We start from the raw sequence: 21,547 nt of genomic DNA on the forward strand, positions 1-21,547 counted from the left end.
TTAAAGCCTCATATCAAGGCCCCGTTCAGGGCCAGCCGGGAGTGTGGGCGCCTTATGGTCCGCGTCGCGAACCATTTCGACCGTTTCTGAGGAAGGGTCAGGCTCTGATAGGTCACCATGCTGGGACGAGTCCCCGGACATGCTAAGATCAAGCGACAGATCCCCATAACCCAGCCTTTCGAACTCAGCCGATAGGACCGCAATGTGTCGCCGCATCAGGTCCAGTGTTTCGGGCCGTTCGGCCGCGATCGATAGATGAAACCCGTCTTCTCGACCGTTGAGCGTGATTGATACGCGCCCAAGCTCTTCGGGGTTCAGGGCTATTTCAACGCCACCGGTATTTGGTCGGGTCGAAATCGAAGCGGCCAGTTGCCCCGCAATCGTGCGTGCCGTTTCCGCGCGGGCTGCGGCGACGGGCATCGCTTGCGTCGTGTCGCGTATCGTGTGGCCCACCGCGGTATCTTTGACGGCAAAAAGGTCATCAACTTCCGCGCTGATCGCCGTTTCAGCAATAGCATCGCCCGGAGCCCGGTCGAGATTCCAAGCTGTTGTCTGCGGTTTCAAGGCGGCAGAAATGACAGTTTGCTGGGTTATTCGAGCCTCTGTAGGCTCAAATACGCGTGCGACGAGTGGCACCTCTGGTTCGGGACTTGGCGGTTCCAGTTTCGAAAACGTATCCCCCACAAAGCTAGCATTTAGCGCGTGTGAGGCCGGCCTATGGTGTAGATATCCATTTCCGCTAACATCAGGGATCGGAACTTGGGTTGGCGCTCGAAGAACGTTTGCGTCAGGCCTTGGGGCAGCCGCTTCGGGCGAGCCTGCATTTTGTCTTAGCGTTGAGTTTTCAGAGGCCAACTGCGAAATTTGCTGTACCGGGCTGGGTGGAGCGGCAACATGGTTCGTCTCACCGACGGCAAAATCTGCGTGGTGTTTCGGCGCATCTGCGACCTCTTGCGCAGCCACCTGCAGTTGGGCGGGCTCTAGTTTGTCGGTTTTGATTGTCTCAGTTGAATCTGCCGTAGAAACAGATGGAATTTCTGATTGTTCGGATGGCAGGTTTGAATCAGCCACAAACGGATCTACATCCTTCAACTCGATTTGTTCGACATCCTCATTGAGCACTTCCTCAAAGGCAAACCCACCTTTGGTATCACGCTCTTTACCCTGAGATGCCCCCGGTTTGTCACCCGTGGCAGATGCAAGCGACATGATCGTCAGCGGGTTGGTCATTTTTCGCTCCGGGGTTTCTTTGATCTGGCCGGCACTGTGCCCACAGGAAGTTACGTTTATTTTAACCGCTTTCCCCTTTGATCGAGAAAGTTCATAGCAATTTTCGGAGAATCCGATGACGATTACATCTACCAGTGCGACCATGCACTCCGCCCAGATTCCACAGAAGCTGAAAGCCGCCTCTGTTGAGCTGGAAGCCGCTTTTCTGGCTGAAATGCTCAAGTCAGCAGGACTCGGCCAAGCACGAAGTTCATTTGGCGGTGGCGCAGGCGAAGATCAGTTTGCTTCGTTTCTGGTGCAACAGCAGGCACAGCAAATGGCAAAGGCGGGTGGAATCGGCCTTTCGGAAATTTTGTTCAATGCAATGATGGAGAAGTCCGATGGATAAAGATCCGATTCAGGCACTGGAAGACCTTTTGGATCTGGAGCGCACAGCCCTGGTTCAGGGGGATTTGACCGATCTGGATCGATTGGTGCCTGAAAAAGAGAATCTGATCGATGCAATAAATGATCTGCAGGTGTTGGAAAGCGATGATCTGATCCGGATCCAGACGAAGGTCGTGCGCAATCAAGCCCTTTTGAATAGTGCGGCCGAGGGTATTCGGGCTGTGGCGGACCGAATGGCGGAACTGAAACAGGTCCGGCAGGAGTTCAGTACTTATGACGCCTCGGGGCAGCGTAGTGGGTTTGCCTTGCGATCGCGGGCAAAGCTGGAAAAACGGGCATAGCATCAGGTTTGATTCAAATTCGAGATATCGGATTTGCCCGTCTTAGCACTCCGTTAGGAGATCGGGGGCAAATGTGGCGATGCACCTGAAACAACGGGTGGCGCGAAGGCCACAAGGCACGACGCACAGGTCAGAACGACAGAATGCCTGCCGGTTTGGTGGGTCCAACATGGGCGTCAAACGCGCCCGAACGCTAAGAGGATGACAAATATGTCCAGCATTCTGACGAACAATGGCGCAATGGTTGCGCTGCAAACTCTCAAATCGGTCAACAAGAACCTCGCACAGACGCAAAACGCGATCTCGACCGGCAAGGATGTGGCTACAGCCAAGGATAACTCGGCTGTCTGGGCCATCTCAAAGGTGATGGAATCAGACGTCAACGGCTTCAATGCGATCAAGGACAGCCTGGCCTTGGGTGAATCCACTGTCGCAGTTGCTCGAAACGCCTCAGAAACTGTGACGGATCTGCTGAACCAGATGAAAGGCAAGATCGTTGCGGCGCAAGAAGACAACGTTGATCGTGCTAAGATCAACACCGATGTGGCCGCGCTCAGGGATCAGATCGAATCGGTTGTCGGCGCTGCCCAGTTCAATGGCCTCAATCTGGTGAACGGTGGGGCTGGCGCAAGCATTCTGTCCTCTTTGGATCGAGACAATGCAGGCAACGTGACAGCGTCTTCCATTAGCGTATCGGCGCAAAACCTGTCGACAGGTGGTTACACTGCTGCCGACGTGTTCACTGGAACTGACGGGGTCACTGCGGATACGGCCGACGCATTCGGATTTTCGTTGGATGGAAACGGCGGAAGCGATGATGATGGAAGCATCGTGATCGCTGATCCGGGCACATTGTCCGCTGGCGATACTTTCACGGTCCGACTGGGCGACGATGTCGCGTCTTATACAGTCCGGGCTGAGGATATCGCCGCAGGCAACGCGCCCGAAGAGATCATCGCTGCGGGGCTAAAAGCTGCCATCGAAGCTTCGGATGCCAATGTTTCGGTCGTCTATGATCCGGGTACGAATGCTGCGCAACTCGATATCACCAACGAAGGGTCGGATTCGCTGCAGATCAGCGGTCAATATGCCAATGCGAACTCTGGCGGTCTAGGCGCTCTGGCCTCGATTGATGTGTCGACTTCTGCCGGCGCATCCGCAGCGCTTGGCGCGATCGAAGGCCTCATCGATACTGCGATTGATGCCTCGGCGGCTTTTGGTTCGGCGCAGGGTCGGATCGAGACCCAGAAAGAGTTCATCTCGAACCTGTCTGACTCGTTCAAATCCGGTATCGGCTCGTTGGTTGACGCTGACATGGAAGAAACCTCGGCGCGACTACAAGCGTTGCAGGTCCAGCAACAGCTGGCAACCCAATCGCTATCGATCGCGAACCAGGCGCCACAGTCCATCCTGTCGCTGTTCCGTTAACTTTGGAACTGATCCGGGGCACGCACGCCGTGCCCCGGACTTGATCGCCCGTTGAAGGACAATTGGAAGGATTTCAAGTGACACCGCAAACGCTTGCTCACCGCGCTTATGCGCAATCTGCTGCACCGACGCGAACACCTCGGGATACAGAGTATGAGGCGATTTCCAGGATTACACATCGGTTGAAGGCTGCTTCCACGCGGAAAGCGGCTGATTTCGGAGGGTTCGTTCAAGCCTTGCACGAAAATCGCCGCCTGTGGACTGTGCTGGCAACCGATGTGGCGGATGCGGATAACGGGCTGCCGAGCAATCTGCGGGCGCGGATTTTCTATTTGGCTGAGTTTACCGAACAACACAGCAGCCAGGTGCTGGCGAACAAGGCGACCGTTGAGCCGCTGCTTGAGATCAACATGGCCGTGTTGCGCGGGCTACGTCAAATGAGGGGCAACTGATGGGTGGTCTGGTCCTGAAACTTGCCCCAAAGGAACGGGTTCTGATCAATGGTGTTGTAATCGAAAACGGGGATCGGCGCAGTCGGTTTTCGATCATGACACCTCAGGCAAATGTCCTGCGCCTGCGCGATGCCATTCACCCGGAAGAGGTCAACACGCCGGTACGCCGTGTCTGCTATGCCGCGCAGTTGGTTCTGTCAGGCGATACCGAACCTGAGCAGGCGCGCCAGCAACTTCTGCGGCGCGTGGAAGAGCTGAGCCAGGTTTTCACGGATGCCGACAGTCGCCGGGTCCTTGCCAACGCAACTGAAGCATTGGTGGCAGAGCAATACTATAAGTGTTTAAAGGCCTTGCGTTCACTGTTGCCGCGCGAAGAACGTCTGATGGCGTATCAGCAGTGACCTTCCAGCCGGTCATACCTTCAGGTGGTCTGGTTGGCTGGCGCTTTTTGCAGCGTACCTATGATGCGCAGCTTCAAAGCTATTCTGCCTCGGGGATCAATGAACGGGACTCAAGGTATTTTCTAGACAATATCGGCAAGGTCCAGACGGCCGAGGATCTGGTTTCGGACCGACGGTTGTTGCGGGTGGCATTGGGTGCGTTTGGCTTGGAAAGTGATCTCGACAATCGGTATTTTGTCCAAAAAATCTTGTCCGATGGAACGCAGGCTGACGATGCGCTTGCGAACAGGCTGGCCGACGGCAGGTACCGTGATTTTGCCAATGCCTTTGGACTTGGTCCCGGCGATGTGCGCAAGACCGGATTGGTGGACGCCATGGAAAAGATCGCTGACGACAACTTGATTGCGCGATTTGAAATCTCGGTTGGTGAAGCAGATGAATCGATGCGTATCGCGTTGTACACCCAGCATGCATTGCGCGATCTGGCTGGCCAGGGTGGCAGTGAGGACAGAAGGTGGTTTGATCTGATGGGGCTGCCTCCCTTGCGCCGCATGATGGAAACGGCATTGGGGCTGCCTTCAGCATTTGCGCAACTGGATATCGACAAGCAGCTTGAGGTGTTCAAAGATCGATTGCAGCGCGTTACGGGTTCATCCGATCTGGCGCAGTTCACTGAAAGTGAGGCAATCGAAAAGTTGACCGACACGTATCTGGCCCGCAATCAGATCAATCAAATCCAACAGACGATCTCACCTGCGCAGACGGCTCTGATCCTGCTGGGCGGTGGTTTTTGAACCATTGATGTCAACCAGACACGGTGTGTACGGTATCTCGCGCAAGGCCATAGGTTGACCGATCCGAGATAGTGGGTGGCACAATTTGAGGTTCAACTCTTGCGAAGTGAACTGCCAAATCAGGCATCGGCTGAAGTTTGCAGGGCAAATGATTTGATCGGTTGCGAGACGTTGTGCAGCTTGATCGCCCCTAAAGGGATCGCCTGTTTGCAAACAGGTTCGATATCTTGCGAGACAACAATTCTATGTCCGACGGTTTTGCCATATTCGCCCAATCTGGCAGCGACATTGGCGGCCTGACCGATCACGGTAAAGTCCAACCGTTCGCGTGAGCCCACATTGCCATAGGTGACGCGGCCATAGGCGACACCAATCGAGCAGTCGAAATCATGATCACTTCCGTCACTGCGCAATTCACCCAGTTTTTCGACGATCTCAGTTGCCGAAAGCTGCGCGCTGGATCGGGCTTTGGCGGCATCGTCACCCGCCGGGAAGACGGCAAGAACAGCGTCGCCGATGAATTTCAGAACTTCTCCGTCATGGTCGTGCACGATCCCTGAAACTGTCTCAAAAAACGCATTCAGTAGCTCGATATAGTCATCACGCCCCAGTTTTTCTTCCAATGCGGTTGAATTTCGAAGATCGCAAAACATGATCGCCGCATCTATGTCATCGCCATCACCGCGGCGAATCTCGCCCCCCAGAACGCGCGCACCGCTGCGCTTGCCTACATAGGTTTCCAGCAGAACCTGCGCGTTTTCGCGCTGCATGAAGACCTCGTAGAACCGCGCGATGACAGTAGAGCATTCAAAAACCAGACCCAGATTCTCAGTCGTGAACCCATCGGGATGATCGCAAGTCAGGGTCAGGACATTCGTCCGCCCATCCGAGAAAGGCAGTGGCATGGCAACGTAATCGGTGGCCCCTTTTGCGCGCAGGTCTTCGATGATCGGAAAGCTGTTATGCGGATTGTCGTTGTTCAGGCGCTGCCGGACACCACCCAACCCGTTTGAAACGTGACGCAGGGGGCTGTTGGTAAAGGCAGGGTGATCATGAATTTCATAGGTCGGAGTGTGGGTCGAAATCTCAGCCGAGTCTTTCTCCCAGATATAGTGTTTGCCTGCGATCAGCGGATGCAGCGACCAGACCAGAATGCTTAGGCGTTGAATAGCGATGCCATGTTCCAGCATTTTCTCGGCCAGCGTTTTTGTAAAGGCATCAGGAGTGTTAATTTCGGACGCACCGCGCATCAGCCAATCGATCAGGGGGCCGCTGATATTGCCATCGTCGGGTTGACGCAGTTGGTTGTCGCCGAGGTCGATCCGCGTCGCGGTATCCGGCATGAATCCAATATGGCCCTGAATGGCCGCGCTTTCAGGGAAGGCGTCTTCATAAGCCCAAATCGAGTTCGTAAGGCGCTCTTCCGGTAGGCTAATGTCGTGATAGGTTGCGGTACCCTTGAAGGGGCAGAACGTCTGCAATTCGGTCTCAGGGCTGAGTTCGACGCACAGGTCTTCGCGCGGAACATAGATCGCGGGAGGTAGCCGCGTTTCGTACATGACTTTGGCGTTGTGGCTTTCGGCCAGGAGTATATCACCACGGTAGATCGCGATCCGTCCCTGCAGCGGCTCAACTGATATCCCATAGCCTTTGACATTCGGTGTGGCATGGACGTTCATCTGCAACCTCCCTTGGCCAAGCCCTTATATCATGGGTCTTGAGGGCGAGAATTCCAAGATGCGCACGTAGATTTTACCGCAATGGCATCCTCAGACCATTTGAATAACGTCTTTCTCAATCGATAGCATATAGCCCTTCTTGGCGATGTTCTTCACCAGCAGCTCACTGACCATCTGATTTCCCAAGGCGTCGCGCAGGCGTTTGATCCGGGTTGCCCCAGCGGCCTCATCGCAATCTGCAGCGTTTCTGCCCGAGATCATCGCTTCGATCTGGGCACCCGACAGGACCTCGTCATCAAGCCGGGATTCAGCCAGAACCGAAAGCGTTTCCATCGCGGCGGGGGTCAACTTAAAATCCATGTTGTTGAGATAAACGGTATTCTCTTCACGGCTGATCAGCAGGGATGTTACCTGGATCCCCGTCCGCTCAATCTGGGCCATGCGGCGGTTCAGCAGAACCAGCATGACCAGAAAAACAAGCGCGGTGATCAGCATGGCGCTGGCAAAGACCAACAGCACGAAGATGACCATTCGATAGCTGGATAGCGTATCGGCAAAGGCGGTGCCCGATTGCGCCAGAATCTCGAGCAGACGGATTTCCGATTGCGAGGTCAGGTCAGCCTCGACAAACAGCCGTTCAACCCGCGCGTTGAAGGCATTTGCGTCCGGTAGCGTCCAGAACAGGAAAACCGCTGCAGTCACCAGGATCGCGACGATTGCCGCAATCCCCAGACCAACCAGCCGAACCCCCGAACGACGCGCCTCAGTAACGGAGATAGTATTTTCCGGCATTGGCCTTCCTTTGATCCAATCCACCCGCCTCGAAAACGGTCATCACGTTCAGCAGGGTCCAGCCGTTTGATTTCAGCCGCTTGGCGACTTCTTTCCGGGCCGAGCCTTTATCGCAGCTTGAGACCTGCATGACGCCATAGTGCAGGCGTAAGGGATTGTCCTGCTTGGCCTTGTAGTCGGCATAGCAATCTGCCGCGATGGCTTGCGACCCAACCGATATCAGGGCCGTCAGAGCCAGAGAAGAGAGGATCTGTTTCATGGGCTGCATCCTGCGCATGGGTTGGGTGGATATTCAATAACCTCAGGGGGTTTGTGGTGCTGATATTGAATAACAGTATGCCGTTATTGCTTGTCTGAACGGGGTGGTCGCAGTGTCAGGTTATCAAATTCGCGGTCGGTAACCGGCCTGCCCATTATCCGAAAGGACACGCATCATGCACCGGAGATTTATCGCTCTGATCATAGCAACCGCCGTCGCCATCACGGGGATCTCAGCGTCACAGTCGCGCGCAGCAGATACCCGAGATATACTCGGCGGATTGGCTGCGATCGCGCTCATAGGTGCTGCGGTCAACCACTATCATCAGGAGAAAAAGCGCGACGAAGAGGCAGAGCGCCGCAAGCGTCACAAGCAGGCTGAAGCCAAGGCGAAGAAGGCCAAGAAAAAAAATGCTGTACGCCCATTGCCAAAGCGGGTGGCGCGGTATGACCTACCGCAGCGTTGCCTGCGCACGTTCAATGCCTATTCGAACAAGCGTCCGCTGCTTGGGCCGAATTGCCTGAAGAAGTACTATAAACATGCCGATAGCCTGCCACACCAATGCAAGGTTGGTTTCTGGAATGGTAAAAAGGTAAAACGGGCATACGAACCCGCCTGCCTGCGCCAGAAAGGATACCGTGTCGTTTACCAGTAACAGGTTTCGAGCAGGAGTGGCGCCATAGAAGCGCCGCGCGGGAGAGGGTGGCGCAAGCTGCCCTCTCTTTTTTCTTGCGAAGCGCTACGAAACGCGATTTGCCAAGGGTATGACGACACCTGATTATGAACTCGAACGGGCTTTGCTGGCACGCGGATATGTCCGAATTGCCGGGGTGGATGAGGTTGGGCGCGGTCCGCTGGCCGGCCCGGTTGTAGCCGCAGCGGTTATTTTGAACCCGGATGACATTCCCGCTGGGTTGAACGATTCAAAAAAACTGACGGCCAAGCGTCGCGGCGGTTTGGATGAGATATTGCGCGACCGGGCAGAGGTCGCGGTGGCCGAAGCCACGGTTGCAGAGATCGATCAGCACAACATCCTGCGCGCCTCGCATCTGGCGATGGTACGCGCGGTAGCTGCGCTGGACCCGGCTCCGGATTTCTTGCTGATTGATGGCAACATGATCCCGCGCGGTATGAAATTGCCTTCGCAGGCGGTGGTGAAGGGCGACGCACGGTCGGTGTCGATTTCGGCAGCGTCGATCATTGCAAAAATCTGGCGTGATCAGCTGATGGTGGATTTGGCGCAACAGCATCCCGGCTATGGGTGGGAGGCGAATGCCGGATATCCGACAAAACAGCACCGCGAGGCGTTGCAAAATCTTGGCGTGACCCCACACCATAGACGTTCGTTCAAACCAGTCCACAATATCTTGTATCAAGAGTAAATCGTAAGTCGCTGATTCAAAAAAGAAATTGACGGCGAATCATCTTTGACTCATCCTTGTCTCAACCAAATGAGCGCAAAAGCGCCGTGGAACTGAGGCAGTGATATGACCACAATCAAGACAAAGGGCGCAGCCGCGCTCCCTTTAAACACGATTCTATCTGGTGACTGCATCGAGGCGATGAACAGTCTGCCCGAGGCGTCGGTTGACCTGATTTTTGCGGACCCCCCGTATAATTTGCAGTTGAAAGGTCAATTGCACCGGCCCGACAATTCTCAGGTCGATGCGGTAGATGATCACTGGGATCAGTTCAGCAGCTTTGGGGCTTATGACCAGTTCACGCGGGAATGGTTGAAGGCTGCGCATCGTCTGCTGAAGCCCAATGGTGCGATCTGGGTGATTGGGTCTTATCACAACATTTTCCGCGTGGGTTCCGCCCTGCAGGATGCGGGCTATTGGATTTTAAACGACGTTGTGTGGCGCAAGTCGAACCCGATGCCGAACTTCCGTGGCAAGCGGTTTACCAATGCGCATGAAACAATGATCTGGGCGTCCAAGCGCGAAGGGGCCAAATACACGTTTAACTACGAAGCACTGAAAGCGCTGAACGAAGGTGTGCAGATGCGCAGCGATTGGGTACTGCCGATCTGCACCGGGCATGAACGGCTCAAGGACGAAAACGGCGACAAAGCGCATCCGACGCAGAAACCGGAATCGCTGCTGCATCGCGTGTTGATTGGTTCGACCAATCCCGGTGACGTGGTGCTGGATCCGTTCTTTGGCACGGGCACCACAGGTGCTGTAGCGAAAATGCTGGGGCGTGAGTTCATTGGGATCGAGCGCGAAGAAAGTTATCGCAAGGTGGCTGAAAAGCGTATCTCAAAGGTCCGTAAGTTTGACCGCGAAGCGTTGGAAGTCAGCGCTAGCAAGCGCGCTGAGCCGCGCGTGCCCTTCGGCCAATTGGTCGAACGCGGCATGCTGCGCCCGGGTGAGGAACTGTATTCGATGAACCAACGCCATAAAGCCAAGGTCCGCGCCGACGGGACTCTGGTAGGGCAGAACGTCAAAGGTTCAATCCATCAGGTTGGCGCGCATCTGGAAAATGCACCGTCTTGTAACGGCTGGACCTATTGGTGCTTCAAACGCGATGGCAAAACCGTGCCCATCGACGTGTTGCGTCAGCAGATCAGGGCCGAATTGCATAACTGAATACCGCCGGTGCCTGTGGCCTGACACAAGGCACTACGCCTTGCCCCGCCGTTACCGGCGGGGTCTTTTGTTTTTGCCTGTGAGATGATTGCATAGGGCAGCCCCTGACAGCCCATTTGGGAGATAAAGGCAATGACCGAGACCACCGCCAGTCAATCCCGCCTTAGCCGGTTCTTTGTTACGCAACCGGACAACTTCGATCTGGACAACAAATATACCGAGGCAGCACTGGAACGACACAAGCGAGAGGGGCTTGAACTGGCTGTTCGTGCACGCTGGATCGCGATGGCGTTGACCGGGCTGTTGCTGATCTATCTGAATCCCCAGTGGGAGGTCCTATGGTACCATTTCATCCTGCTTCTGATCTGCGCCAATGGATGGCTGATCCAACGCGCGGGTCGTGTGGGGCAATCCCGGACCGAGTTGCTTTTGATCTTTGTCGATCTGCTGATCATGACGCTGGGGATGATTGTGCCAAACCCGTTCAGCGACGATGTGCGACCACTGGCGATGCAGTATCGGTTCGACAATTTTCAATACTTCTTCATTATCCTGGCAGCAGGGACGCTTGCCTATTCTTGGCGCACTGTCATTGCGATCGGTTCGTGGACGGCGATGATGTGGACGGCTGGATGGGTGATCGCTTGGTGGGTCGCCACCCCGATCCCCGGGATTAGCGAGCGTGTGGCCGAGGCTTTGTCAGGCTACCCGGATGTGGCCGAGTTCATGGATCCCAACAGTTTCATGCCAACCCTACGTATCCAGCAGGTGATCGTTTTTGTCATGGTCGCAGTGACGCTTGGGGTGTCGATGCGCCGCCTCAATCGCTTGCTGATGTCCAATGCTGGGCTTGAACGTGAACGTGCTAATCTGTCTCGATACTTTTCGCCGAATGTGGTGGATGAGCTGAGCCAGAACGACGAACCTCTGAAGCAGGTCCGCAAAGAGGATATCGCGGTTCTATTTATCGACATCGTTGGCTTCACCAAGTTCTCGGCTGGCCGTGATCCATATGAGGTTATTGAAGTTTTGCGTGGTTTCCACGCCCGAATGGAGACCGAGGTGTTTCGCCATCACGGAACACTCGACAAATACTTGGGCGATGGGCTGATGGCCACGTTTGGAACCCCCGTACCTGGAGAGCTGGATGCAAGCAATGCGCTGGCATGCGCGCGGTCCATGGTCGAGATGATCGACCGTTGGAATTTGGAGCGCAAGCGCGCGGGTGAGCCAGAGATTCGGATCGGGGTCGGGGTTCATTATGGCTCGGTCGTACTGGGGGATATCGGTGCAAACCGGCTGGAATTTGCAGTGATCGGCGATGCGGTGAATGTTGCTGCGAAGCTAGAGGCCCTGACGCGCGATTTTCAAGCGCGCATCATTGTCAGCGATGCATTGCGGTCTCAGGCTCTAAGCGAGACGCCAAATGCGCAAGACATGATGACCGGGTTTGCACAGCACTCGGACCAGCCTGTTCGCGGTGTTACAGCCCCGATGGATGTCTGGGTGCTGTAGCAACCAGGGCTCCCGCCTGTCAGCACCGGATCAAAGATGTGATCCTTCCCGTTGGGCCGGGCAGCGCGCTGGTGCGCGCTGCAGTCAGGTGCGAGGGGCAGGGTTGTGCGCTTTGTTGTAAGGCTTCCAGTTGGTGATTTCGGGATAGTATTGACGCCGCCAAGCGCGGACCCTCGGATTCATGATACGCCGCCACAAGGGCGGGATCATCGCGGCAAGGGTCATGACCGGATATCCATGAGGCAGTTGCGGCGCTGCGTCCTGCGTATGGTGTTGCAGCAATGGAAAGCGCCGGTTTGGCTTGTAGTGGTGGTCCGAGTGGCGTTGCAAGTTTATCAACAACCAATTCGAGGCCTTTTGTGACGCGTTCCAGGAATGGCGCGGGTGCACATGCTCATATTTGCCATCGCCCAGATATTTGCGCGTCAGCCCGTAGTGCTCGACATAGTTAACAAGTTCAAGCTGCCAGATCGCGGTGCCGGCCTGTACCAAAAACAGGCCTAGCCCTGCCCATCCGCCGATCAGAAATGCTAGCAGCAGCATGGCTCCTTGCAGGCTCCAATAGCGCCAGAACGGGTTTGCCGGGTCGGTCCACGGGCGGTCTTTGCGGGCCAGTTTTTCCAGCTCGGCGCGAAAGGCTGAGATGAGGCTTTGGCGCAGAACGCGCGGATAGAACCGGTGGAAACCTTCGTTGTAGCGCGCGGTTACCGGATCGCGCGGAGTTCCGACGTAGCGGTGGTGAACCAGCAGGTGCTCGGACCGGAAATGGGAATAAAGGACCATCGACAACAGGAAATCGCCCAGCCAGCGTTCCAGTTTGCCTTTCTGATGCATCAGCTCGTGGCTGTAGTTGATCCCGATCGTTCCGGAAAGGACGCCCATGCCGAAGAACACGCCGATTTTTTCGACCGAGCTCATATCTACGGCTCGGGTAGTGTACCAGATCAGCCCATAGAGCGTGAGGAATTGCACCGGTGCCCAGGCTTTGGTCAGCCAGATATACCATTGCAGCCCCGCATCTGGCGTATCCGGGTCGGCGTTTTCAAGGTTTAGGCCGGTCAGCCGGTCTAGCACCGCAAAGACCCACCATGTCGAAAGCGGTACCAGCAGGACCCACCATCCGCCTGCCGTAGTGGTCATCCAGATCAGTGGGATCAGGAGGTATGAGACCCAAAAGGGAAGGGCGGATTGCCATCGGGACAGGGTGTCAGATGCGATCATGTTGAGGCTCCGAAACGTTGGCGGCACCGTAGACCGCGCACTGGGCTTTGCCCAGCAGTCTATTGGCCGCGCCAGAGGTCAAAAGCCTTGCGCATAACCGTGGGCAGGTCGCTGGGCCTGAATTGGTGTTTGTCCATGACTGTCAGACCGTTCGGATCGCATCCGTCTGGCAATTCGGTTGTCCAAATACGCAGGATCAGGTGAAAGTGGGTGAAGGTGTGTCTCACTTCACCGGGGATTTCGTGCCATCGCGCCGGGAACGGAGGGCTTTCCAGCGGTGTTTCGGACCAGTCCGAGCCAGGCCAGCCCAACATTCCGCCCAGCAAACCCTTATCGGGGCGGCGTTCCAACAGCAGGGCACCATCTCCGCGTTGGGCGATGTAGATGTGGCCCAGCCGGGTGGGTTTGGGCTTCTTGGGCGTTTTTTGCGGCAGTTCCACCTGCGTCCTCGCCTTCCGCGCCAGACAGGCCGCATGCAGGGGGCAAATGCCGCAAGTCGGAGATTTTGGAGTACAGATCGTTGCACCCAAATCCATGACAGCCTGCGCGTAATCTCCGGGCCGGTGCTGCGGGGTCAATGCCGCGGCTTTTTTCTTTAACAGGGGTTTTGAGGCGGGCAGGGGTTCGTGAATATCATAGAGCCTTGCCATGACCCGTTCGACATTGCCGTCCAGAACAGTTTCTGGTCGATCAAATGCGATGGCTGCTATGGCCGCCGCCGTATAGGGGCCAACGCCCGGCAGTTCCAGTAGTGCATCGTAATTGTCGGGAAACTGCCCGTTATGCGCGGACGCAACCACCCGCGCGCATTTCAGAAGGTTGCGGGCGCGGGCGTAATAGCCCAGGCCAGCCCATTCCCCCATGACCTGATCATCTTGCGCATTGGCAAGGGCTTCGACGGTTGGCCAGCGCGTGGTGAAACGAACAAAATAGTCGCGAACAGCGGCAACGGTCGTTTGTTGCAGCATCACTTCGGATAGCCAGACGCGGTAGGGGTCTGGTGCTACGCCTGCGGCACGCGCTGCCGGGCCAATACGCCAAGGCATTTCACGTGCGTGGCGGTCGTACCAATCCAGCAGCGTATTGCTCAGGTCAGATTCGGTGCAGTCACGCAAGTTTTATGTAACTCTCTGTCGGGTTTCACTGGCGTCCGGGTATCAGCCTATTACAATAGCGGCGCAGGAGTTGGAAACCAGATGCAACGCAGACGTTCCTCGACCCGCGGGTTCAAGCGCACCGCCACTTTGCTGAACGACCGGATCAGGCAGGCCGGGGAAAGCCGGGGATTTGCCGTCTCGCGCCTTTTGACCCATTGGGCCGAGATTGTGGGCCAGGACATCGCGTCGATCGCCCGGCCGGTGAATGTGGGATACGCCAAGGGTGGCTTTGGCGCGACACTGACGGTGCTGACAACCGGGCCGCAGGCGCCAATGCTAGAGATGCAGAAAGAACAGCTGCGCGACAAAGTGAATGCGGTCTATGGTTACAACGCGATCAATCGGGTGCGTATCACCCAGACCGCGCCTACCGGATTTGCTGAGGGGCAGGCGAGTTTCGATCACAAACCGAAACAGACGAAACCGGTTGTTTCACCAGAAATCGCAGCTGAGGCCGACAATGTGTCGCGCGCGGTTGATGATGAAGATTTGCGCGCGGCCCTTGAACGTTTGGGCCGCAACGTTTTATCCAGACAGAAACGCTAAGAAAGGGCTGATGAATGAGCCGGATTGCAACCGTAATATGTGCGGCTGTCGCCGTGGCCGCTGGCGGCTATTGGCTGACAACGTCGAGTAACACGATCCCTTCGAACCCGCTTGTTGGTGCTGCTGAGGCGCAAGAGGCGGATTTGGACACCTCGACCATCGTCGAGATGGTGCAGGGGGCCGAAGACGCGCCAGTCGAGATCATCGAATATGCATCGTACACCTGCCCGCATTGCGCGAATTTCCATCAGGGCGCGTACAAGCAGCTCAAAAAGGACTTCATCGATACCGGCAAGGTAAAGTTCACTTACCGTGAGGTGTATTTCGACCGCTATGGCCTGTGGGCCTCGATGGTCGCGCGCTGTGCAGGACCTGAAAAGTTCTTTGGCATCACCGACCTGCTGTATGAAGGCCAGTCGGAATGGACTCGGGCCGGAGGTCCTGCCGAGATCGTTGATGAACTGCGCAAGATCGGGCGTCTCGCTGGCATAGACAATGATCAGCTTGAGGCTTGCCTGCAGGACGGTACCCGCGCGCAGACACTGGTGGCCTGGTATCAGGAAAATGCCGAACGCGATGGAATTCAGGCGACGCCTACTTTCGTCGTGAATGGGAAGAAGGTTGAAAATCAGCCTTATGACGACTTCAAGACGCTGATCGAAGCCGAGCTTGGCAGCTAAATCCTGAATGGTCAGCCTGTTTTGGGCTGGCCATCTGCCTAAGGTGAAGGCGCGGCCTTCGCCAACAACTCTTTGACTTTGTCATCCTGATTGATTTGCAACCGAACCGGTAGGGTCAGAACTTTGCTGCGGAATGTGGCGGGCAGGCGCACGGCGTCTTTCTCGGTTGTCACCAGTTGCGCGCCCAGTGCTTTGGCCTCGTTCTCAAGCCGCGTCATCAGCGCTGAAGTCAGTGGTTGGTGATCATCCAGTGCCTCGGCCCGCAGCAGTTTAGCGCCTTGCTGTCGCAGAGTTCCAAAGAACTTGTCCGGATAGCCTATGCCCGCAAAGGCCAGAACGGGTGTATTGTTCCAGTCCATTCCGGTTTGGAGCGGACACACCTCGCCGGTGGCGTGTGGGACCGTCAGGGCAGGTTCCCATCTTTCTGAAAATGTTGACTGCGCTGCGGCGTCCCCAAGCGACAACACGAGATCGGCACGTTTCAATCCAACGGCCACAGGCTCTCGCAGTGGACCAGCAGGAAGGCAAAGGCCATTGCCAAATCCGCGCTGCGCATCCACCACGATGATGGAAAAATCCTTGGCAACTGCGGGGTTCTGAAAACCGTCGTCCAGCACGATCGCGGTTGCCCCTGCCGCTGCGGCTGCCTGCGCGCCCGCTGCACGATCTTTGGCGACCCAGACCTCGGCAAACGCGGCGAGCAACAGGGGTTCGTCCCCGACCTGAGCCGCTGTGTGTTTGCGCGGGTCGACCTGCACCGGGCCTTCCAGCGAGCCACCATGGCCTTTGGTCACGACATGAGGTTGATGCCAGGTATCCCTCAAATATTCCAAAACCCAGATCACCGTCGGTGTCTTCCCTGTGCCACCGGCATTCAGGTTGCCAACGCAGATAACCGGTACGCCCGGCGAGATGCCTTGCCCGCTCGCCACGCGACGGGCGGTTGCAGCGGCATAGAGGCGACCAAGTGGCGCCAACAGCCTGGCGCGCAGATCCAACCGATCAGGGGCTGAGTTCCAGAAGTCAGGTGCCCGCATCGTCACGCCCTCGCCGGTCCAGTGTATCCTGTACCATATCGATCAGTTGGTCCGCCTGTGGAGCCCCTTCGGTGACAATCCGCCATCCGGCCAATGCCATGTCTGCTGTGCGGTCAGGTGCCAACAATTCGACAACGCCATCGCCCAACTCTGTTGCGGTTCGTATCTTCAATGCGGCTTTTGCCTGCCCCAATCTGTCATAGAGACAGCGATGCTTGCTGACATGAGGCCCATGGATTACCGCAGATCCCAAGGCGACTGCGGTCAGAGGGTCGTGCCCCCGCGCCCCGCGTTCCAGTGAACTTCCCATGAAGGTAACTGCGGATACACGATGCCAAAGGCCCAGATCCTCGGGCTCGGCTGTTAGAATCACTTGTGTGGTGTCTTCGATTGGATGGCCTTCATCCCAGTTGGCGCATCGAAGGTCCATCGCTTCGAGGCGTTTAAACAGGGGCGATGCCTCGGACATATCCGCCACATGCAGGACCAAAGCCAGACGTGGCAGCATCCGCAAGGCCTGACGATGGGCCGTCAGAACCGAGATGAATTCCTTGTCCTGAACCCATGCGGCCAGCCAAACCGGGCGTCCGGCCATTGTGTGAGTGGTCTCGATCAATTCATCTTCGGGCCAGGGCTCTGGGTTGGGGCTGATATGAAGTGGTGGCGCGACCGAGATTTTTGCCGAGTTCACTCCCAGGCGTCGGATTTGGCGTGCGCTGTCATCATTGGGCGCAAGTATCGCTGTAAAACAATCCAGCGTGTATCGCGTGATATCAGGTAACCAACGTCCACCCCTTGCGGTTTTCACGTCGACCACAGCCTCAAGCAAAATTAGCGGAATGCCCCGCTCCTGTGCGCGTGTAATGACATTGGGCATCAGCCCACCGCCGAACCACAGTCCCATATCAGGGCGCCAGTGATCCAAGAACGTGCGCGCCGCGCCGGTATGCTCGGCGGGCAGCATCGTGATAGGGGTATCGCAATCTTCCCAATCCTTCAGATCAACATCGGGTGGGACTGTCAGTAGCAGCGAAAGTCCTGGTCGCACAGACAGCAGCCGACGGCAAATATTGTCGACGGCTCGCAACCGATCGGGTGTACTGACATGGACCCACAGAAGTTCACCTTCCGGGCGCGCAATCTCGGGGTGGCCCGTGCTTTGCGGGACGCCCCAGGACAGGACCCGATAGGCCGCAAGGCTCAGAGATCGCGGCTTGCTCATGCCGGAATTCCGGCCCCATTCGGGTCAAGCCGGGCCTGAAGGCCCGAATGCACCGCTGAACCTGCCGCCACCACGCCGTTCAGGCGCGGATGGGTATTGTTGAAGCGCAGAGGTTGCCCCAAACGATCGGTACAGAGCCCGCCTGCCTCGCGTAGGATCAGATCTCCGGCGGCGATATCCCATTCCCAACTGGGTCGCAACGTCAGCATCCCGTCAAACCGTCCCTGCGCAACCAGCGCCATCCGATAGGCCAGAGACGGGCGGTATACACGGCGAAAGTCAGGGGCAGCACCGGATTGCCAGTGGCGCGGATCTAGATTGGGTTTTGCCGCCAAAATCTCGGCTTCGGGCAGGTGTGCTTGACCTGATACTTGGATGGCCGCGCCATTCAGCGTTGCACCATGCCCTTTCGCGGCCGCATAAAGCAGATCGCGTAGCGGCAGGTAGATAACGGCTGCCGTGACCTCTCCGTTCTCGGTTATGGCCAGCGAATGGGCCCATGTGCGCGACCCCTCGGCAAAACTGCGGGTGCCGTCGATGGGATCGATGACGAAGACCCGATCACACGTCAGACGGTCGGGGGAATCCTCGGTCTCTTCACTCAGCCAGCCATAATCCGGGCGGGCCGCCTGCAGATCACGTTCGAGCATCGCGTTGACGGCCAGATCGGCCTCGGTCACCGGGCCTGCGCCTTCGGGTTTATCCCAGCGCTGGGCATCAGGACCCGAATAGCGCGTGGCGATCTTTCCGGCCTCAAGCGCAGAGTCGATCAGCAGGGGCAGGTCAGTTGCCGGCAAGTGTCATCCCTTCGATCAACAGCGAGGGTACAACGCGCGATAGGTAAGGCCGCGCATCGTTTGCCGGAATGATTCGCATCAGCATGTCGCGAAGATTGCCAGCGATGGTACACTCGTTGACGGGATGGGTGATCTCGCCGTTCTCAACCCAAAATCCCGAAGCGCCGCGTGAATAGTCGCCGGTATTCGGATTGATGGTCGATCCGATCATCGAAGTGACCAAAAGCCCAGTACCCATGTCGCGCAACAACTCGGCGCGGGTCTTCTCGCCTTGCGTCAGGCTCAGGTTCCAGTTGCTGGGCGACGGCGGCCCGGAAACGCCGCGCGCTGCGTTGCCGGTCGAGGTCATTCCCAATTTGCGGGCGCTGGACAGGTCTAACGTCCAGCCGGTCAGTACGCCATCTTCAACGATCGCCCTGCGCCGTGTTGCCAGCCCTTCGGCATCGAACGGGCGTGAGCCCGAAATGCGCGGGCGATGCGGGTCTTCAATCAAAGACAAATGTGCCGGTAGAACCTGTTGCCCAAGGCTTTCCTTCAGCCATGAGGCCCCGCGGGCTATCGCCGCGCCATTGCTGGCGGCCAGCAGATGGCCGATCAGGGATGATGAAATCCGTTCGTCGAACACCACTGGAAAACTGCCGGTCTGGGGCTTGCGTGCTCCCACGATCTGAACCGCACGTTCACCAGCCGTGCGACCAATCTCGGCGGGGCTGCGCAGGTCAGACTGAAAAGTCCGGCTGTCACCGTCATAGTCACGCTCCATTCCCGTCCCTTCGCCGGAAATGGCGACGCATGAGGTTGAACGGCTGCTGCGCATGTAGCCATCCGAAAAGCCGTTTGTTGCGGCAAGATGGACCCGGTGGGTACCATAGGCGGCCGCAGCGTCGGACACCTGTGAGACTCCCGCAACGTCCAGCGCTGCTGCCTCTGCCGCCAGCGCATCCTGCATCAGAGCTTCAGCGCTGGGTTCAGGGGCTGGGTCAAACAGCTCCAGCGCGTCGAAATTACAGTCGGCGACCAATTGGTCAGGCGCGGCCAAGCCGGTGAACGGATCTTCGGGCGCTTCCCGTGCCATGGCCACGGCGCGCTCGGCCATCGCGGTAAGCGTATCGGGGCGACTATCCGAACTGGATACGATTGCCTGCTGTTTGCCAAGGAAGACCCGCAGCCCTAGATCGGTCGCTTCCGAGCGTTCGGCATGTTCCAATGCACCACTACGTACTTCCACAGAAACGGATGAGCCATCAATTACTATGGCATCCGCTGCCTCGGCACCTGCCTTGCGGGCTGCATTCAGCAGCTCTTCACTGATTGTTTGAGGTGTTCGCGTCATGAGGCCTCCGGTCTTGTTGTTCTGGACCTAGCCTCGGATAGCCTGTCCCGCAAGGCCTGCAGCCCACTGGCTTTATGTGCCTCAGGCGGGAAAGGCCAGCGCCGCGGCCTTTCCCGATTTGTTTGTCACTTGATACGCTGACCGTTGGCCAGAATCTGTCCATCCTCGGTAAACTCGATTTTCGAGTTCAACGTGTCCGGTTCTTCGCCCGGAACAGCCATCAGACCCATCATCATACGCGCGCCCAGCGCGTCGTTTTCCGACACAAAGCCCATGCCGATCAGCTTGTCCAGCAGAGCGTTGGCCCCAACAAGTTTCAAGTTGGCGACACCCGACGGGGCAGGCAGGCCATCAAACTCTTCCGTGTTGGAGTTGTCGAACGCAAAGTCGCCATCACCGCTCAATTGGGCTCCGACCAATGATACGAGAAGCTTGTTGATCTTCAGCGAATGCAGTTCGCCCGGAACGATATCAGATGTCTCAAGCTCTTCGACGGCTTCCGGGTCCATGAAATCGACCAAAACTTTGGCGGTGCCGGTTGCATCCAGCGCGATGGTCGCCGGATCGCGCGGCAGCGCACTAGCAGGGTCGAACATGCTCCACAACACGTCGGACATGGTGAAATCCGTCAGGTTCATGCCAAATCCAAATGGCTGGATTTCTTCCGAGGCCTGCACCGGAAGCTCGAATTTCAGCCCTGCATTTGCCATCGCGATTTCGATTGGAAAAGGCAGATCCGACGTAGTGACGGCTAGTTTGGTGCTGTTCTGCGCAAGATCGTAGACAAGGCGCTGTGCATCGATGCTGCCGGTAAAGCTGCCTCCTTCGGAACTGCTGCTGAGCGAGAATGGCTCACCCTCGGCAGTGCCTGCCATTTCGGTGCTGCCCGAGGCGTATGTGAATGTACCTGAAGCGGCGAACCCGGCCTTGTAGATGTCTTCAATGTTGGCGACATCCATACCGGGTGGAATGATTGTATCGCCATCAAATTTCAAACCATCTAATTTACCGCTGATCCGGCCCGTGTCTTCACTTTCGGGCTCGTTGAAGGCCACATCATAGGACAGGCTGCTGGCCGTGAACTGCTGCGCGATATCGCGCATCTCGCCGATCTGCATCTGCGATGTGCCTGCGATTTCGTTCATCTGAACGTTCAAGGCAAACATGTCGCTGGATACGGTTTCGCCATCAAACTCCATCGAGTCCATCGACAGAGTCAGGCTGTTCGCCGTATAGTCATATGTCATGTTTTCGGGGGTACCCGAAACGACCATTTCCAAGGCGTCGTGAGCGTACATCAGATCAGCCGAAAATGTCTCGCCCTCGGCTTCACCCGAAATTGTCATCGGGAAGCTGGCAGGAAAGCCGATATTGACTGTACCGTCGCCATTTTCGGTCAACGTCATCTCGGGGATGACCATGTCGAAGGTGCCTTCGGTGTCCGGAATGGCCATGGCCATCGTCATGTTCGCGATGGTGGTGACGTTGCCGGAAACGCTCTGATCGCCAGTGACGTCATAGCCCATGCCGCCCAGATAAGCCTGCCAATCGGCCCAGACATCATTGGCGGTAACATCTGCAAACGCGCTGTTGGTTGCAACAGCATAGGCCAAAGCTGCACCGCAGCTACGGCGAAGGAAAACAGTCATAATAGAACCCTTCTTGATCAATTTGCCGGCATGGTC

The 21,547-nt window shown here is 56.9% G+C and carries 23 protein-coding genes; 12 read left to right on the top strand and 11 right to left on the bottom strand.

Annotated features, from left to right (window positions below):
- Window positions 1-1,230, bottom strand: a complete 1,230-nt coding sequence (locus ACR0CZ_RS03085; RefSeq protein ID WP_170465548.1) for a flagellar hook-length control protein FliK — start codon at window positions 1,228-1,230, stop codon at window positions 1-3.
- Window positions 1,231-1,345: 115 nt separating this feature from the next.
- On the opposite strand from ACR0CZ_RS03085, the gene ACR0CZ_RS03090 reads away from it, so the two are divergent.
- The 6 genes from ACR0CZ_RS03090 (at window position 1,346) to ACR0CZ_RS03115 (ending at window position 5,033) form a co-directional block, all read left to right on the top strand.
- Entirely contained in the window at window positions 1,346-1,618 is a 273-nt protein-coding gene (locus ACR0CZ_RS03090) for a rod-binding protein (protein ID WP_170398972.1), read from the top strand.
- Window positions 1,611-1,958 carry a flagellar export chaperone FlgN gene (locus tag ACR0CZ_RS03095; RefSeq protein WP_170398969.1) on the top strand — a complete coding sequence of 116 codons (348 nt, stop codon included), beginning with the start codon at window positions 1,611-1,613 and terminating at the stop codon, window positions 1,956-1,958. The genes ACR0CZ_RS03090 and ACR0CZ_RS03095 overlap by 8 nt, the downstream gene beginning before the upstream one ends.
- A gap of 210 nt (window positions 1,959-2,168) precedes the next feature.
- Window positions 2,169-3,386: a flagellin N-terminal helical domain-containing protein gene (locus ACR0CZ_RS03100; protein ID WP_170406757.1), complete on the top strand. Its 1,218-nt coding sequence runs from the start codon at window positions 2,169-2,171 to the stop codon at window positions 3,384-3,386.
- A gap of 77 nt (window positions 3,387-3,463) precedes the next feature.
- Entirely contained in the window at window positions 3,464-3,838 is a 375-nt protein-coding gene (gene flaF, locus ACR0CZ_RS03105; protein WP_170398962.1) for a flagellar biosynthesis regulator FlaF, read from the top strand.
- A complete protein-coding gene (gene flbT, locus ACR0CZ_RS03110; RefSeq protein ID WP_170398959.1) occupies window positions 3,838-4,239 on the top strand; it encodes a flagellar biosynthesis repressor FlbT in 402 nt (133 codons plus the stop codon). The genes flaF and flbT overlap by 1 nt, the downstream gene beginning before the upstream one ends.
- Window positions 4,236-5,033: a DUF1217 domain-containing protein gene (locus ACR0CZ_RS03115; protein ID WP_170398956.1), complete on the top strand. Its 798-nt coding sequence runs from the start codon at window positions 4,236-4,238 to the stop codon at window positions 5,031-5,033. The genes flbT and ACR0CZ_RS03115 overlap by 4 nt, the downstream gene beginning before the upstream one ends.
- 119 nt (window positions 5,034-5,152) lie before the next feature.
- Here the strand turns inward: ACR0CZ_RS03115 and ACR0CZ_RS03120 are convergent, their stop codons facing one another.
- The 3 genes from ACR0CZ_RS03120 to ACR0CZ_RS03130 all read right to left on the bottom strand — a co-directional run bounded on the left by ACR0CZ_RS03120 (window position 5,153) and on the right by ACR0CZ_RS03130 (window position 7,763).
- Window positions 5,153-6,712, bottom strand: a complete 1,560-nt coding sequence (locus ACR0CZ_RS03120; protein WP_170398954.1) for a DUF427 domain-containing protein — start codon at window positions 6,710-6,712, stop codon at window positions 5,153-5,155.
- Window positions 6,713-6,802: 90 nt separating this feature from the next.
- Window positions 6,803-7,504: a winged helix-turn-helix domain-containing protein gene (locus tag ACR0CZ_RS03125; protein ID WP_170398951.1), complete on the bottom strand. Its 702-nt coding sequence runs from the start codon at window positions 7,502-7,504 to the stop codon at window positions 6,803-6,805.
- Window positions 7,476-7,763: a hypothetical protein gene (locus ACR0CZ_RS03130; protein WP_170398948.1), complete on the bottom strand. Its 288-nt coding sequence runs from the start codon at window positions 7,761-7,763 to the stop codon at window positions 7,476-7,478. The genes ACR0CZ_RS03125 and ACR0CZ_RS03130 overlap by 29 nt, the downstream gene beginning before the upstream one ends.
- A gap of 175 nt (window positions 7,764-7,938) precedes the next feature.
- Between ACR0CZ_RS03130 and ACR0CZ_RS03135 the strand changes: the two genes are divergently transcribed.
- From ACR0CZ_RS03135 to ACR0CZ_RS03150, 4 genes are all read left to right on the top strand, one after another.
- The gene (locus ACR0CZ_RS03135; protein WP_170398945.1) at window positions 7,939-8,418 is read left to right on the top strand and encodes a hypothetical protein; all 480 of its coding nucleotides are present in this window, start codon (window positions 7,939-7,941) and stop codon (window positions 8,416-8,418) included.
- Window positions 8,419-8,527: 109 nt separating this feature from the next.
- Entirely contained in the window at window positions 8,528-9,145 is a 618-nt protein-coding gene (locus ACR0CZ_RS03140) for a ribonuclease HII (protein WP_170465546.1), read from the top strand.
- Between the two features lie 105 nt (window positions 9,146-9,250).
- Window positions 9,251-10,354 carry a site-specific DNA-methyltransferase gene (locus tag ACR0CZ_RS03145; protein ID WP_170398940.1) on the top strand — a complete coding sequence of 368 codons (1,104 nt, stop codon included), beginning with the start codon at window positions 9,251-9,253 and terminating at the stop codon, window positions 10,352-10,354.
- A gap of 132 nt (window positions 10,355-10,486) precedes the next feature.
- The gene (locus ACR0CZ_RS03150) at window positions 10,487-11,869 is read left to right on the top strand and encodes an adenylate/guanylate cyclase domain-containing protein (protein ID WP_170398937.1); all 1,383 of its coding nucleotides are present in this window, start codon (window positions 10,487-10,489) and stop codon (window positions 11,867-11,869) included.
- 84 nt (window positions 11,870-11,953) lie between these two features.
- On the opposite strand, the gene ACR0CZ_RS03155 is transcribed toward ACR0CZ_RS03150, so the two are convergent.
- Window positions 11,954-13,090 carry an alkane 1-monooxygenase gene (locus tag ACR0CZ_RS03155; protein WP_170398934.1) on the bottom strand — a complete coding sequence of 379 codons (1,137 nt, stop codon included), beginning with the start codon at window positions 13,088-13,090 and terminating at the stop codon, window positions 11,954-11,956.
- Between the two features lie 59 nt (window positions 13,091-13,149).
- Window positions 13,150-14,205 (bottom strand): A/G-specific adenine glycosylase, encoded by a 1,056-nt coding sequence (gene mutY / locus ACR0CZ_RS03160; protein WP_480502899.1) that lies wholly within the window; start codon window positions 14,203-14,205, stop codon window positions 13,150-13,152.
- 81 nt (window positions 14,206-14,286) lie between these two features.
- Here mutY and ACR0CZ_RS03165 point away from each other — a divergent pair, with 81 nt between their 5' ends.
- Both ACR0CZ_RS03165 and ACR0CZ_RS03170 read left to right on the top strand, forming a co-directional pair.
- Window positions 14,287-14,793: a DUF721 domain-containing protein gene (locus tag ACR0CZ_RS03165; RefSeq protein WP_170398930.1), complete on the top strand. Its 507-nt coding sequence runs from the start codon at window positions 14,287-14,289 to the stop codon at window positions 14,791-14,793.
- 14 nt (window positions 14,794-14,807) lie between these two features.
- Window positions 14,808-15,473: a DsbA family protein gene (locus ACR0CZ_RS03170; protein ID WP_170398926.1), complete on the top strand. Its 666-nt coding sequence runs from the start codon at window positions 14,808-14,810 to the stop codon at window positions 15,471-15,473.
- Window positions 15,474-15,511: 38 nt separating this feature from the next.
- Here ACR0CZ_RS03170 and lpxK read toward each other — a convergent pair whose 3' ends face one another.
- The 5 genes from lpxK to ACR0CZ_RS03195 form a co-directional block, all read right to left on the bottom strand.
- Complete coding sequence (gene lpxK, locus ACR0CZ_RS03175) at window positions 15,512-16,510, bottom strand: tetraacyldisaccharide 4'-kinase (protein WP_170398923.1); 999 nt, start codon at window positions 16,508-16,510, stop codon at window positions 15,512-15,514.
- Window positions 16,497-17,732, bottom strand: a complete 1,236-nt coding sequence (locus ACR0CZ_RS03180) for a 3-deoxy-D-manno-octulosonic acid transferase (RefSeq protein WP_480537088.1) — start codon at window positions 17,730-17,732, stop codon at window positions 16,497-16,499. The genes lpxK and ACR0CZ_RS03180 overlap by 14 nt, the downstream gene beginning before the upstream one ends.
- A complete protein-coding gene (locus ACR0CZ_RS03185; RefSeq protein ID WP_170398916.1) occupies window positions 17,729-18,529 on the bottom strand; it encodes a 3'(2'),5'-bisphosphate nucleotidase CysQ in 801 nt (266 codons plus the stop codon). The genes ACR0CZ_RS03180 and ACR0CZ_RS03185 overlap by 4 nt, the downstream gene beginning before the upstream one ends.
- Window positions 18,516-19,862, bottom strand: coding sequence for a TldD/PmbA family protein (locus ACR0CZ_RS03190; RefSeq protein WP_170398913.1), 1,347 nt, complete (start codon window positions 19,860-19,862; stop codon window positions 18,516-18,518). The genes ACR0CZ_RS03185 and ACR0CZ_RS03190 overlap by 14 nt, the downstream gene beginning before the upstream one ends.
- Before the next feature lie 125 nt (window positions 19,863-19,987).
- Window positions 19,988-21,511 carry a DUF2125 domain-containing protein gene (locus ACR0CZ_RS03195; RefSeq protein ID WP_170465544.1) on the bottom strand — a complete coding sequence of 508 codons (1,524 nt, stop codon included), beginning with the start codon at window positions 21,509-21,511 and terminating at the stop codon, window positions 19,988-19,990.
- Between the last annotated feature and the right edge of the window lie 36 nt (window positions 21,512-21,547).

The sequence above is a fragment of the Ruegeria sp. H9 genome, from assembly GCF_056532915.1.